At 67.3% G+C, this 13,926-nt stretch carries 13 protein-coding genes and 1 pseudogene; 5 read left to right on the top strand and 9 right to left on the bottom strand.

The features are described 5' to 3' along the window. Positions 1-9 precede the first annotated feature (9 nt). The 3 genes and pseudogenes from FPV26_RS12220 to FPV26_RS13025 all read left to right on the top strand — a co-directional run. A pseudogene (locus tag FPV26_RS12220) lies at positions 10-1,191 on the top strand (terminase gpA endonuclease subunit); the annotation flags it as partial. A 219-nt stretch (positions 1,192-1,410) separates the two neighbouring features. Next, positions 1,411-2,529 (top strand): cyclopropane fatty acyl phospholipid synthase, encoded by a 1,119-nt coding sequence (cfa, locus tag FPV26_RS12215; protein ID WP_147654155.1) that lies wholly within the window; start codon positions 1,411-1,413, stop codon positions 2,527-2,529. Positions 2,530-2,572: 43 nt separating this feature from the next. Next, entirely contained in the window at positions 2,573-2,977 is a 405-nt protein-coding gene (locus FPV26_RS13025; protein ID WP_147654154.1) for a CopL family metal-binding regulatory protein, read from the top strand. Positions 2,978-3,568: 591 nt separating this feature from the next. Here FPV26_RS13025 and FPV26_RS12205 read toward each other — a convergent pair. Genes FPV26_RS12205 through FPV26_RS12185 form a run of 5 tightly spaced genes read right to left on the bottom strand, consistent with a single transcriptional unit; the run spans position 3,569 to position 8,949 of the window. Beyond that, entirely contained in the window at positions 3,569-4,495 is a 927-nt protein-coding gene (locus tag FPV26_RS12205; RefSeq protein WP_246109287.1) for an FAD:protein FMN transferase, read from the bottom strand. 31 nt (positions 4,496-4,526) lie between these two features. Beyond that, positions 4,527-6,734, bottom strand: coding sequence for a PepSY domain-containing protein (locus FPV26_RS12200; protein WP_028840158.1), 2,208 nt, complete (start codon positions 6,732-6,734; stop codon positions 4,527-4,529). Between the two features lie 21 nt (positions 6,735-6,755). Next, positions 6,756-7,226, bottom strand: coding sequence for a DUF2271 domain-containing protein (locus tag FPV26_RS12195; RefSeq protein ID WP_028840159.1), 471 nt, complete (start codon positions 7,224-7,226; stop codon positions 6,756-6,758). A gap of 51 nt (positions 7,227-7,277) precedes the next feature. Beyond that, positions 7,278-8,528, bottom strand: coding sequence for a ferredoxin reductase family protein (locus tag FPV26_RS12190; RefSeq protein ID WP_220429101.1), 1,251 nt, complete (start codon positions 8,526-8,528; stop codon positions 7,278-7,280). A gap of 28 nt (positions 8,529-8,556) precedes the next feature. Continuing rightward, positions 8,557-8,949 (bottom strand): PepSY domain-containing protein, encoded by a 393-nt coding sequence (locus FPV26_RS12185; protein ID WP_066696291.1) that lies wholly within the window; start codon positions 8,947-8,949, stop codon positions 8,557-8,559. Between the two features lie 131 nt (positions 8,950-9,080). Here FPV26_RS12185 and FPV26_RS12180 point away from each other — a divergent pair, with 131 nt between their 5' ends. Together FPV26_RS12180 and FPV26_RS12175 are read left to right on the top strand one after the other, a co-directional pair. Continuing rightward, positions 9,081-9,740, top strand: a complete 660-nt coding sequence (locus tag FPV26_RS12180; protein ID WP_147654152.1) for a response regulator transcription factor — start codon at positions 9,081-9,083, stop codon at positions 9,738-9,740. A gap of 2 nt (positions 9,741-9,742) precedes the next feature. Next, positions 9,743-11,122 (top strand): ATP-binding protein, encoded by a 1,380-nt coding sequence (locus tag FPV26_RS12175; RefSeq protein WP_220429100.1) that lies wholly within the window; start codon positions 9,743-9,745, stop codon positions 11,120-11,122. A gap of 18 nt (positions 11,123-11,140) precedes the next feature. Here the strand turns inward: FPV26_RS12175 and FPV26_RS12170 are convergent, their stop codons facing one another. The 4 genes from FPV26_RS12170 to FPV26_RS12155 all read right to left on the bottom strand — a co-directional run. Further along, complete coding sequence (locus FPV26_RS12170; RefSeq protein WP_028840162.1) at positions 11,141-11,377, bottom strand: DUF2274 domain-containing protein; 237 nt, start codon at positions 11,375-11,377, stop codon at positions 11,141-11,143. Further along, positions 11,374-12,648 (bottom strand): TraB/TrbI/VirB10 family type IV secretion system protein, encoded by a 1,275-nt coding sequence (locus FPV26_RS12165; RefSeq protein WP_147654150.1) that lies wholly within the window; start codon positions 12,646-12,648, stop codon positions 11,374-11,376. The genes FPV26_RS12170 and FPV26_RS12165 overlap by 4 nt, the downstream gene beginning before the upstream one ends. A 2-nt stretch (positions 12,649-12,650) precedes the next feature. Then, positions 12,651-13,640 carry a P-type conjugative transfer protein TrbG gene (trbG, locus tag FPV26_RS12160; RefSeq protein ID WP_147654149.1) on the bottom strand — a complete coding sequence of 330 codons (990 nt, stop codon included), beginning with the start codon at positions 13,638-13,640 and terminating at the stop codon, positions 12,651-12,653. Positions 13,641-13,663: 23 nt separating this feature from the next. After that, positions 13,664-13,926 (bottom strand): transposase (locus FPV26_RS12155; RefSeq protein ID WP_147654148.1); only part of this gene is annotated, 263 nt, incomplete at its 5' end.

Raw genomic sequence — 13,926 nt, 5'->3', positions numbered from 1 at the left:
GAGCACCGGGTGCTGATGGGCGACACCGCACGGGATGCGGTGTGGAAGGCGCTGGGCGGGATGCTCGCCGAGACCTGGACCCATGCCTCGGGCGCGGCCATGCCGCTGGCCCGCTTGGCGCTGGACACCGGCTTTGCGACACAGGAGGCCTACGCCTTCGTGCGCGCCTGCCCCGACGCGCTGGGCCTGGCCACGCCGATGGCGATCATGATCGGTACCGGCCTCGGCGCGCGCCACGGCATCCTGTTCAAGCACGCCGAGGCGATCGAGCAGAGCGCGCGGCTGGACGTGATCGTGTTCGACAAGACCGGCACGCTGACGGTCGGCCAGCCGGAAGTGGTGGACATGGTGGTGGCCGACGGCTGGACCCCGGAGCGCCTGCTGGCCATCGCGGCAGCCGTCGAGGCGCACTCCGAGCATCCGCTGGCGCAGGCCATCCTCAAGCGTTCCGGCGCGCCGGCGGTGCTCGCCACCGGCTTCACCAACATCGACGGCCAGGGCGCCACCGGCGTGGTCGACGGCGTCGCGGTGCTGCTCGGCAACCGGCTGCTGATGCAGGCGCACGGCGTCGAGCTGGCGGAACTGGAGGCGGAGGCCTCGCGCCTGGCTGGCGGCGGACGCACGGTGATCTTCGTCGGTGTCGGTGGCCGGCTGGCGGGGCTGTTCGCGATCGCCGACGCGATCCGGCCGACCTCGCAGGCGACCATCCAGGAACTGCACCGCCGCGGCGTGCAGGTGGCGATGATCACCGGCGACAACCGCCCCACCGCCGAGCGCGTGGCGGCCGATCTTGGCATCGACATCGTGCTCGCCGACGTGCTGCCGGGCGACAAGGCGGCCGAGGTGAAGAAGCTGCAGGCGCAGGGGCGCAAGGTCGGCATGGTCGGCGACGGCGTCAACGACGCCCCGGCGCTGACCCAGGCCGACGTCGGCTTCGCGATCGGCGCCGGCACCGACGTCGCCATCGAAAGCGCCGACGTGGTGCTGATGCGCAGCGATCCCTACGACGTCGTGCGCGCGGTCACCATCGCCCGCGCCACGCTGCGCAAGATGCACCAGAACCTCGGCTGGGCGGTCGGCTACAACCTGATCGCCTTTCCGCTCGCCGCCGGTGTCGCCTATCCGCTGACGCTGTCGCCGGAGATCGCCGCGCTGTCGATGTCCGGCAGCTCGGTCATCGTCGCGCTCAACGCGCTGCTGCTGCGCCGCGTGCGCCTGGAACCGGGCGCCCACGAGGAGCGCGTCGGCGCGGCCGGCCTTCACGCCGCGTTCGCCGTCACCGTGGGTTCCATTTCAGCCGCCGCGGCAAGGTCGCCGCCGGCTCGCCGGATGCCCGCCATGCGCACCCCCGACGTGTCCCACGGTCCGCACGCCACGCGGCACGCGCCGCCGGCGTCGTCGCCCCGTGCCGTGGCCGCTTCGCCTCTGCGCAGGCGGTTCGCGGCGTTGCTCGCCGAGGCCGACGTGCGCCTCGACGGCGACCGTCCGTGGGATCTGCAGGTGCGCGACGAGCGCCTGTTCGCGCGCGTGCTCGCGACCGGCTCGCTCGGTTTCGGCGAGGCCTACATGGACGGCTGGTGGGACGCCGCGCAACTCGACGTGCTGCTGGCGCGCCTGCTCAAGGCCGGGCTCGACCGCCGCGTGCGCGGCATCGGTGACCTGTGGCTGGCGCTGCGCGCCACGCTGATCAACGCCCAGGCCGGACGCCGCGCCTACCGCGTCGGCGAGCGCCACTACGACCTCGGCAACGACCTCTACCGCGCGATGCTGGGCCGCAGGCTGGTGTATAGCTGCGGCTACTGGCGCGAGGCGGCCGATCTCGACGCCGCGCAGGAAGCCAAGCTCGACCTGGTCTGCCGCAAGCTCGGCCTGCAGCCGGGCATGCGCGTGCTCGACATCGGCTGCGGCTGGGGCGAGGCGCTGAAGTTCGCCGCCGAGCGCTACGGCGTGCGCGGCGTGGGCATCACCGTCTCGCGCGAGCAGGCGGCGTTCGCGCGCGAGCTGTGCGCCGGGCTGCCGATCGAGATCCGGCTGCAGGACTATCGCGAGCTCGACGAACGCTTCGACCGCGTGTTCTCGATCGGCATGTTCGAGCACGTCGGCGTGAGGAACTACCGCCGCTACTTCGAGATGGTGCGGCGCTGCCTGCCGGCCGACGGCCTCACGGTGTTGCACACGATCGGCACCAACGTCTCCACCAACCGCACCGATCCGTGGATCGACCGCTACATCTTCCCGAACTCGATGCTGCCCTCGGCCGCGCAGATCGCCGCCGCCAGCGAGGGCCTGTTCGTTCTCGAGGACTGGCACAACTTCGGCACCGACTACGACCGCACGCTGCAGGCCTGGCGCGACAACATCGAGGCCGCCTGGCACACCTTGCCCGCGCGCTACGACGAGCGCTTCCGTCGCATGTGGCGCTACTACCTGCACGCCAGCATGGCGATGTTCCGCGTCCGCCACGCGCAGCTATGGCAGGTGGTGCTCAGCCCCGAGGGCGTGCCCGGCGGCTACGTGGCGCCACGCTAGCCGCTGCACCTGATCGCCACATCGCCGTCACCCTCGGGCGGTGATGCTGGTCGCACCTCGACGGCGTCGTTCGCTCATGCTGCGGCTGTCAACCGTCCTTCCGCTGCTGCTGTCCGTGCTGCTGGCGGTCAGTGCCCCCTACGCCGGCGGGATGGGCGGATGCGCGCACGAAGCGGGCGCCGCCGCCACCCCACCTCACGACGAGGGGCACGAGTGCCCCGATCACGGTGCCGCTCCGGCATCGGATCACACGGCGGATACCGCACAGGCCGAGGGTTCCTGCTGCGACGCCGGGGCCTGCCGCTGCGGCTGCCTGCCGAGGACCGCCGCGCTGCCGGCATCGACGCCGGTGTTGCCCGCTCCGATCGCAGTGAGGGTTTCGGCCCCCGCGCAACATCCGCACGCCGATCCTCCGCCGGCGCACCGACTTCGACCTCCCATCGCGTGAGCGACGCCTTCCCCTACGCCGGCGCCTGACGTCGGGCGTGACGCCCGGCGGTGTCCGGTGCTTCCGATCGATCGCGCGTTCCGGCCTTCGCCGGAACCGAGAAGGACCGCACGCATGAACTCCGTCCCCGTCCCATTGCGGGAGGCATGGCTGCATTGGCTGCGGCACGACGCCGCCCCGCTGACAGAGCCCCGGCTCGGCCGCCTTGATCGCCGCCGCTGTCAGCTTGCCCGCACCCGTCGCCATGCCGATACCCCCACCCGATACCCCCAGCAGGGGGCCGATACCCCCAACGGTACCCCCACGTTGGCCGGGCTGCAATGGGACGCCCCGGAACGCTAGGCAACAAAAAAGTTCCGGTGTCAAGCCCTTCGTACAGATCACGCAGGGCTTGAAACCGTATATGGGACAGCAGGTTAGCTCTTTTCAAGGCCGCTTTGCAGAATGGCGGCTTCGTAGGCTAGGAGCTACATAGGAGCATCGGGAGAGAAGGACACATCGCGCTGCGTCGTGCTGGATTGCTGAGCAACGACGAGCCTGCCACATCATCATAGCCCACGAATCCGCATTCGTAGCTCGTCGGTTTCAGCATCAAATGGATTGTGCAGTGCGCCGACTTCGGTCCTCAACCTGGAACAATCCGCATCCTTTTGACAGTAGCCCACCCCTGCCATCCCGTATCAGGAACAACACGCTCAGTCCCTGCCGCGCCGCGAGTGCCAACCCGGCTTCGGAGCCTGTCACCATGAAGGCTGTGGCCCAGGCGTCGGCTTCTGCACAGGTCGGGGCAAGCACGGTGACCGACGCTGGCGAAGACAGCAGCGGCGCGCCCCGCAGCGGGTCCATTGTGTGCGACAAGCGGCGGCCCTGCACCGTCACGCCATGCCGGTAGTCGCCCGAGGTGGCGACAGCGCCATCTTGCAGGCGCAGGATCGAATTCGGAGCGCGGCAGTCTGGATCGGGCGCCTCGACCGCAATCGTCCATGCCTCGCCACCGGGCCGCAGGCCCAGCGCGCGCATCTCGCCGTCGATGCCGACCAGCCCCGCGGTGATGCCAAAGCTGCGCAGGGTCTGCGCCAGTCGATCCACTCCGTATCCCTTGGCGATGCCATTCAGGTCAAGCGTGATGGCCTCGCGTTTGCGCACCCGACTACCCGCCAGTTCCAGCGTCTCGTGCGCAGGGCGGCGTGGCGCGGACAGGGCACGGCGAATGCCTTCTTCATTGACGGCCTCCGGGCCGAAACCCCAAGCTTGCACTGCATCACCCATGCCGATGTCGAAGGCGCCGCCCGAGGCGCGCCCGATGGCCACGCCCAGGGCCAGTACCTGAGCCAGTTCATCAGGCACCACAACCGGTGTGTTTACCGGCGCCCGGTTCAGGCGCATCAGGTCGCTGTCCGGATTCCAGGTGGACATCTGTGCGTCCACCTCGTCGGTTGCCTGCTGCAAGGCTGCCTGCACCGGGCCGGTGTCGAATCCCGGCACGGCGAAAAACAGGGCAGACCAGCGCGTGCCCATGGTGGGGCCATTCAACGCATGGCGGATCAGTTCAGTAGATGTCTTCGACATAGCGGTCCCCGGCTTTGAGCATGGCGGGCGTCAGCCCAGCGGGTTTCAAGATGTCGGTCAGTGCTTCCGTCACGCCACGGGCCATGTCCCGCCCGCCGCACACCATGATCCTGGCGCCTTGGCGGATAGCCGCCACAACCTGTGGTGCCTGCAGCCGAAGCACGTCCTGCACATACTGCGGCCGCTCCCCGCGTGAGACGGCGATGGACAGATGCGCCAGCTTGCCATCGGTCTGCCAGCTCGACAATTCGTTCTGATAGAGGAAATCGCTGTCTGGGTGACGCAGCCCGAAGAACAGGTGCACGGGACGGTCTGACGTGTTGTTGCGGATGAAGCCCGCCAGAGGCCCCACGCCGGTGCCCGCGCCAATCAGAATCAGCGGCGCCCGGCCCGGGCCTGCATGAAAGCCCGGATGGCGCCGCAAGAAAGCGCGAACCGTCTGGCCGGGCTCCATCTGGGTGAGTTGGCCCGAGGCCAGGCCGCCGACATGCCGACGCACGACAATTTCGATGAAGCCATCGCGCGCGCCCGAGGCCAGCGAGTACAGGCGCGGGACCGCTGAGCCTTCGGGCACGATGCCCAGCAAGTCGCCGGGTTCGAAGCGCGTGAAGTGCTGGCCCGTCAGGCGCTGCCAGAAGGAAGCCGTAGGCAACGCAAAGCGCAAGATCGACATCGGTACTTGCACGGCCGCGCCGTAATCGCTGCGAGCCAACAGGGTCAGCGTCTGGGTGGCCGGCACAGCCGCTTGGTGAGCGAGTTCCAGTTCGATGCCCAGCGCCTGGCCCAGGGCGCGGCCCCAGTGGGCAAAGTCCTGCGGCGATTGGCGGTCGATAGTGTCAAAGGCCATCAAGGCAGGCCAGCCCTTGGCCTGGGCAGTCTGATCCACGGCGCGGGCAAACGCGCAAAAGGCTGGGAAGCTGCTGTCGCCAAAACCCAGAACCGCCAGCGGTGCGGTGGGCACGGTCTTCAAGGCTTGGAGTTGATCGAGAAAGCCCTTGGCCGAGGCTGGGGCATCGCCCTCGCCATAGGTGGCGGCGAGGACTACAAAGCGCCGGGCCTGGCGATAGCGTGCGGGCGCAAAGCCCGCCATGGGGGCCACGTGAACCAACTGCCCGGCGTCGCGCAAAGCGCGCGCCAGCGTGGCGGCAAAAGCCCAGGTGCTGCCGCCTTCGGAGCCCACCAGCACAATGGTGTCGGCCTGCGTGGGCGCTGTGTTGCCTTGGAGTCTGGGGCGGTTGCGCCATCCGGGCAGCCAGGTCAGCACCCCCGTCACCGCCAGCACCGGCACCCCCAGTGCCATCAGGCCCAAGATGAGCCCGAAGGCGGCGGCGCCCTGCCCGGTGTGCAGCATGTAGACCGTCTCCGACGCACGCTGCCTCAAACCCAGGTCTTGCCAGTCCAGCAGGGTGCCGGTGCCTTGGTCCACATGCCCCATGCCCCGCTCGGTTTTGAGGGTGAACATGTCCTGTGCATCGTCTGCGGCGGGAAAGCTCAACTCGCGCAGCTCGGCCACCGGCGTGGCGCGCAGCGCGGGCATCTCGGTCAGCGCCAGGCCGGCTTGGCCGCTGACCGCGGCTGGCGTTTCCAGGCTGGCGGTGTCGATCGTGACGAGCTCCAAGGTTTCGGCCGCCATCCACAGCGCGGTCACCGAAGACAGCACGAGACCCAGCACCGCCACGCGCGCGATGTCGGTGTGCAAGCGGCCAAGCAGCGGGCCACGCAGGCGTGTGAACCAGCGTCGCCAGCCACCCGTGCGGCGGGCTACCAGCACCGCGCCGGAGAGGGCCAGCAGCAGCATCGCCAGCGCGCCCGTCGCCACCATCCAGCGACCGCCGTCGCCCAGAAAGAGCGAGCGGTGCAGGTTGGTGAGCCAGCGCCGCAGTGAGTCCGGATCGGCGCTGGCCACGTCGAGGCCCGTGGCCGGGTTGATCACCGCCGAGCCCGGCTGGTCGCCATCGAACCACCATGCGCTGATCTGTCCCGAGGGCGCGCGCCTGATCTGTTCCAGACCCGGGTGCGCCGCTTGCACCCGCGCGGCCAGATCGGCCACGGTCAGCGTGGCTTCCGGCTGCACGGTGCGGGCCGACTCCAGCGCCGGAAACAGCGACAGCGCCGCGCCGCTCAGCGCCGTGACCAGCAGCAGGACGGTCAGCACCAAGCCCAGCCAGCGGTGCAGGATTCGCATCATCGCGCAGGCCTCCAATCAGCGTCAGAGCCCATAGCTGAAATCGGCGACATAGCGCCGCCCCGCAACGGGCTTGCCAGCGCCTGCGGTTGTCAGCGGCACCGACACATCACGCGGGCTGTCCTGCATGTCCTCGGCGGCGGCATCCACGTTCAACTTGTAGCCCGCATCGAACAGGGCGTCGGCCAGATCCACCGTCACCTTCAGACTGCGGCCTGCGCCCACGCTGGCGCCGGTGATGCCATCAATCTGCGGGCCCTTGCCGCCGGTGGCGCGATGCCAGTCCGTCAGGTGCTTGTAGTACTTTGATTTTTTGCCCGCGACCCACAGCGTGCGTACATAGGCGCCGTTCGCATCGGTCAGGTACAACGCCAGATAGGCGCCATCGCCCCCATAGTTTTTGAGTGTGGTGGTCAGGGTGACCGGACGTGCCGCAGCCAGGCCAGGCAGTGCCAGGGCGGTGGATACAACCAGGAAAGAGACGAGTTTTTTCATGATGATTCCTTTGCAAATGAGGCGATGTCATTGGTGGAGGTGTGGGGCCGTCTAGCGCAGCTCGAACGCCTCGTGATGAACGCGGCGCGGGCGCTGTCCCGCCGCTTGGAGCCCAGATACGACGGCATCGCGCAGCCCTGTCGGTCCGCAGTAAAACAACTCCGATTCGTGCAGTGGGAAAGGCACCAGTTGGGTCAACCGTTGCGCTGTGAAGCGCCCGTCTTCGGCGCTGGCCACGATATGCACCGTCAGGCCGGCATGGCGCGCGGCGATGGCGGCCAAGCGCTCGGCGGCGAAAGCCTCGGTCCGCGTTGTCACCACCCAGACCAGAGCAATCTCCTGCTGGTCGGTATCGGTCAATGCCTCGGCCCAGGCCAGGAAAGGGGTGATGCCGATACCGCCGGCCAGCCAGACCTGGCGCCGCGCGCGTTTGCGGAAAACGAAGCGACCGTAGGGCCCCTCGACCCGCAGGCGCTGACCGTGTGCCAGACGTTCGGGCAGGCGCCGGGTCCAGCCACCCAGGGCTTTGATGCCGAAACGCAGGTGACCATCCGCACGCGGAGCACTCGCGATGGTGAAAGGATGAGCCTCGGCCATCCCCGCATCGGGGGCCGACAGGAAAGCGAACTGACCCGGTCGCCAGCGCAGGGCACGACCTTCCGGGCGCAGCGTGACCTCCGCGACCGACCCGTGCCGGTCGATGTTCTCCAGCACAAAGGCACGCGGACGCAGGTACGGTGCGACGAACTGCATGAACAACCAAGCAGCCAACCCGGCCAGGCTCAATGCGTTCAGGTATAGATCCAGCGTGCCGTCCAGGCCGGAGGGCTTGTCGACGGCAAACTGGTGGAGTGCGGCGACGGCAAACAGAAGCCCGGTGAAGCGGTGAGTGAAGCGCCAGATCGACCAGGGCAACTCCAGCCGAGTGAAGGGAATCCGCTTGATCCAACTGATCAGGATCAGCCCGATGAGGCCATTGAATGCGACTTCACCGACGTCCGAAGCAAATTCTCCCAGCCGCGTTTCGCGCACAACATTTTCTAGCTCGGGCTCGAGGGTGTTGTGCCCGATCATCAGGGCCAGTGCGGCAATTCCCAGCCATTTGTGAACCTTATACATCCGATCGAGCCCCCCAAATAGGGGTTCGGCCCAACGCGGGCGTGCGGACAGGATCAAGGTCAGACTCATTGCGGCAATGGATGCCGCGCCGAGTGCAATACCCAGTGCGATGTCTGCACCGTAGGGAGCATAGGTCTGAGCACCGAGCACGGCGGCGTACAGAACAGCCAGGGTGGCCAGCATGGGCCCGGCAAGGTACATAGCGCGCTCCCTAGCGTGAGCCCTCTGGCGTCACCGGGACAGGCGCACGTTGCAGCCTGTCGTCCGCGGGTTTGCTCGTCTTGGCCGCCTGGCCGCGTACAGCAGGCAGGTAGCGCACCGCATCGGCGCCGGAGCGGAAGCGAACCTCCAGCTTCAGGATGGCCAGCGAGGTGGGGTCGATCTTCAGGCCGACCCGATTGCCATCGCTATCCCGGCCACGGACTTCGTAGCAGCCATCGTCGATGCGCAAGCGCTCCGCCGTGACGCCCAGGGCCGTAACATGGGCCGTCACGGCTTCGCGGGACTGCCATTCGGCCATGGGTCGGCGGCAATCGTCATCGGCCAAAGCGGCGCCAGAGGCGGTCAACGCGATGATCACGGCAATCGGTAGGAATGATTTCATGGTGAGCTCCTTTATCCTTGATGGCTTGAGGATGCTCTGCCAACGTGACCGCAGCCTGAGCCCTGAAAGAAAAAATCTTCAGGTTGTCGTCAGGTATGCCGTTGCGTTGGCCCCTATAGAGGAAAGGTTCCATGCGTGTCCTGCTGATTGAAGACGATGACGTGCTCGGTGCAGCCGTGCGCGACCAGATTGCGAGCGATGGCCATTCTGTGGATTGGGTGCGCCGCCTGGATGCGGGAGACAGCGCGATCGCGGGTGTGCCCTACGACCTTGCCCTGCTCGATTTGATGCTGCCGGATGGCCGGGGCATTCCCTTCCTGCGGCGCCTGCGCGCGCGGGGCGTGGTCACACCGGTCATCATCCTGACGGCGCTGGATCAGGTGTCGGACCGGATCGAGGGGCTGAATGCTGGCGCCGACGATTACCTCGTCAAGCCGTTTGATCTGGCAGAGCTGTCGGCGCGCATCGGGTCGGTCGCGCGGCGGTACAGCGGCAATCCCAATCCCATCCTTACCCATGGGCCGCTACAGATCGACTTGGCCGCACGCAGCATCCGCCGAGACGGCCACTTGGTGCCGCTGACGGCGCGCGAATGGGCGTTGTTCGAGGCCTTTCTATCCCGGCCTGGCCAGTTGCTCTCGAAGACACAACTGGAAGAAAAGCTCTATGCCTTCGACACCGAGGTGGAGAGCAACACCATTGAGGTGCATGTCAGCCGCCTGCGCAAGAAACTGGGCGCCGAGATCATCGTGACCGAACGCGGACTGGGCTATCGGTTGGGGCAGGCATGAGGATGCCCGGAAGCCTGCAGCGGCGCCTGGGGCTTTCGCTGGGAGTCCTGCTGACGGGGCTCTGGATCGGTGCCGCCTCAGTGACGGCGGTCCTGGCGCGCAATGCCATCGAAGAAATCTTTGACTCGGCCCTCCAGGAAACGGCGCAGCGAATCCTGCCGCTGGCAGTCGCAGACGTTCTTGGGCGTGAGGAAGAAGGGGTGACCCAGCGCCTGGCCGAAATCCGCGAGCACAACGAACTGCTCACCTATGCCGTGCGCGATGCCCAAGGACGCATCCTGCTGCTTTCGCACGACGCCAACCCGGTGGTCTTCCCTCATTGGAGTGGCATCGGATTCAGTCAGTCCACGACCCACCGCTTCTACAGCGAAGAGACACTGCAAGGCTCTATCCGGCTCACTGTCGCCGAACCGCTGGAGCATCGCATGGTCGTGGCGCGTGAGATCCAGATGGGTTTGGTTCTGCCCTTGTTGATTTTTCTGCCCATTGCGCTGCTGGCCATCGTGCTGACCGTGCGTACGACCCTGGCCCCCTTGCGGCGCTTCCGTGAACGGCTGGCGGCACGTGGGGTACGCGATCTGTCGCTGGTCCCGGCGGATGAACTGCCGGCAGAGATCGCGCCGGTGGCCGACACCCTGAACGGCTTGCTCGGGCGGCTCGGCGCCGCCTTCGAAGCCGAGCGCAGCTTCGCCGCCAATGCCGCCCATGAACTGCGCACGCCGCTGGCGGGCGCCATCGCGCAGGCCCAGCGCCTGCAGGCAGAGACGGGCGACCCGGCGGCAAAGGCCCGCGCATCCGATATCGAAGCGACACTCAAGCGCCTGACACGGCTCTCCGAACGCTTGATGCAACTGGCGCGGGCCGAAGGCGGGCGGCTGCGTCTGGAGCACGCCTCGGATCTGCGGCACGTGGCGCGGATCCTGACCGACGAGTTGTCTCGTACCACGAGCGCGGATCGAATCTCCCTGGTGCTGCCACCCGATCCTCTGATGTCGGACCTCGACCCCGACGTATTCGCCATCCTCTATCGCAACCTCGTCGAAAATGCCTTGCGCCATGGCGCGGACGGTACGCCCATCCATGTTTCGCTGACCAACGATGGCGTGCTGACGGTCGCCAACGATGGACCGATCGTGCCGGGCGACGTTCTTGCCCGTTTGACGGACCGATTCGAGCGTGTGGGAAAGCTCAGGGATGGCAGCGGTCTCGGGTTGGCGATTGTTCAGGCGATTGCACAGCGCACCGACAGTGCGCTGGTTCTAAGGTCGCCGAGGCCTGGACAGGGTTCAGGCTTCGAGGCATGCCTGACGCTTCCCACTACGAAGGGTGACAACAACCTGTTGATCGATCCGGGCAGCCGTTTCGGCAATTCGCCGAGCTGAGTACACGATTAGCTTGGTTTAGGGGGGCGCGGTCTTGTCCGTGCCTCCCTTCTTGAATCCTCTATCCCCCGCCATGAACGCCTCTAGCATGTGCGGGATCAACTTCTCTGCATCGACCGCCTCGCCATACGTCTGCGCGTGCATCGCGGCGTAGCGATCGAGGTCGGCTTTCAGGCTGGCCGGGCAGGCAAAGGTCAGCTTGACGTTCTCGGTCTTGGGCAGCGGCCCGAGCCGCAGCTTGTTGGTCGTGCTCATTGCGAAGCTCCCCGATTGAAGAACAGCGGCTGGTAGGGCCGTAGCACCAGATCCCGGTTGACGATGATGCGAACCGGCAGGCCAGGCCGCTCGGTCAGGGTCGGCTGGATGTTCATGTTGCGCCGGGTGATCTCCTGGCCGACCTGATTGATGCTGTCCTGGGCGCTATCGCGCCCGGCGATGACGATGCGGTTGCCGTCCTGGCGGTTCTCCGGCGCGGCCAGTTCGGCGCCCACGCCCAGCAGCGTCGTCAGCACCGCACCGGCGACGATGCGCTTCCAGTGCCAGTCCACGTCGTCTTCCAGGCCGGCGTAGCCGGCCGGGTCGGTGCCCACGAGGTTGTCGAGCGTCAGCGAGGACGTGTCGGGCAGGATGATCCGGTTCCACACCACCTGCACGCGGCTCTGTCCGTAGCTGACCTGGCTATTGTAGCGCCCGAGGATGCGCGATCCCTGCGGGATCAGTAGGAACTTGCCCGTGGCCGTGTCAAAGACCGGCTCCGTCACCGTGGCGATTACGTCGCCCGGCAAGTCCGACTTGATGCCCGTCACCAGCGCGCCCGCGATCACGGTTCCGGCCATCACCTGGTAGGGCGACGCCGGCAGCGCCAGATTGCCGGAATTGCGTGTTTCCGTAGAGCCCGCTTTCAGGAATGCTTCCTTCTGGTCTTGCCGGTTCTGCACGGCGGTCGGGTCGGCAAGCTGCGCCGCCACCGATGCCGGCCCGGCAGCGAGCGGGTCGAAGGCCGCGAGCGCGCTTGCACCACCAGGCGCACCCGGCGTTACCTGCGCCACCGTAACGGCGGCCTGGCCTTGACCGCCCGAGCGGAAGAATACCGACGAAGCCGACGCGGCTTCCGCCTCCTTGCGCAAGGCGTCGTTGGGATCGTGGCCGGGGGCAGCGTAAGCGGCCACGGCTGGCTGCTGCGAGTTCACGATGGCCGGCCCCAGATCGCCCGGCAGCGGCGGCCCCAGCTCGGGCACCTTCGGCGGCAGCTTCGAGTAGTCGGCCGGCAGGCCATCCAGTCCTTCGGACTTCGACACGCGATCGACGTTGTAAAGCTCGGTCTGCTCGCCCACGCCACGCCGATGTGGCTGCAATGACCAGATCGTGGCGCCGAGCACGGCGACCGACAGGCTGCCGACGAGGATGGCCAGCGTGCGCCGGTTCAGGCGCGTGACCGGGCGCGGCTGGGCGCGCAGCGCCACCGCCTCGGGCGCTACCTTGCTCGCCGAAGGCGCGGCAAGGTCGGGAGTGTCGTCCTGGCTCATGGTCAGTTCCTCCGCGTGCCGTCCGTGCGCTCGATCCGCACCACGTCGCCCTTGTCACCGCCCAGGCGCAGTTCAGCCGCGCCGAACAGTCGATCCACGATGTAGTACGGCGAGCGGAAGCGGTAGTTCACCAGTTGCCCGTCGCCCTGCGCGCCGATGACAAACAGCGGCGGCAGCTCGCCTTGCGCGATGCCGGCGGGGAACTGGATATAGACCTTCTGCCCGTCGTCGAAGGCGCGCAGCGGCTTCCACGGCGGATTACTGCCGCTGACCGCGTAGCGGAAGCGCAGGTTCTCCAGCGCCAGCCCGGTATCGACCGGCGCGGCGGCGCTGGCCGCCTGTGCCTGGCGCTGCAAAGCCAGTATCCGGTCGCGTGGGTACTCCCACGACACGGATGCCATCCACGTCTTCTCCGTCGAGGTCAGCTCCAGCAGGTACGTTCTGCGGCTGGTGGTGATGACGAGATTGGTCTTGAGGCCAGAGCGGATGGGTTTGACCAGCACGCTCACGCGCAAGTCGGCGCCGCTGCCGCTGGACGTGTCGCCCACGATCCAGCGCACGGTATCTCCGGCAGCCACCGTCACCAGCTCCTCGCCCGGCTGGAGCGAAACCACGGTCACGCGGCCCACGGCCGCATAGACCTGATAGAGCGCGCCATCCGTGAAGGGCCACACCTGAATCGCATTGACGTAGCCCTCGCGCGTGGGCGCGACGCGGGCCTCGGCATTGGCGCGCGAGACGCGCACCCTCTCGTCTGCCGGTTCCGGCGTGGGTTTGGCATCTTCCGCCTCGGGCACGGGCTTCAACTGCGCCGGCATCGGCAGCACCTCGGGCACGGCCACCACCTCCACCGGCGCAGGCGGCTCGGGCAGCGGCTGGGCCTGCACCGGCTCATCGAGCGAGATGGTCGGCGGTGGCTTGCCCTGCGTGGCGCAGCCCGCGAGGGCAAGCAAGATCACCGGCAAGGCGGATTTACGGAAAAGATCATTCATGGCTCTTTTGAAATTCGAGTGGGTTATGCCACGTGCGGGTTGAGGCGCGAGAAGTCGAGCTTGCCGGCGATCAGGAAGATGACGGTGCGCATGGTGTCGAGCCGGGTGTAGCCGCGGGCCTTGCGCTTGGCGGCCTGGAACAGGCCGTTGATGGCTTCCAGGAAGCCGTTGGTCTGGCGGGTCTGGCTCCAGGCCAGGATGCCGTCGAAGTGCTTGCGGATCATCCGCGCGACGTCCTTCATCGGCTCGACCTTGGAGCGCATGACGTTCGTGCACCACTGCCTGA

The sequence above is a fragment of the Vulcaniibacterium gelatinicum genome (assembly GCF_008033445.1).
Taxonomy (GTDB): domain Bacteria; phylum Pseudomonadota; class Gammaproteobacteria; order Xanthomonadales; family Xanthomonadaceae; genus Vulcaniibacterium_B; species Vulcaniibacterium_B gelatinicum.
The sequence above is the reverse complement of the archived record's forward strand: the minus strand, read 5'-3'. Positions and strand labels throughout refer to the sequence as shown.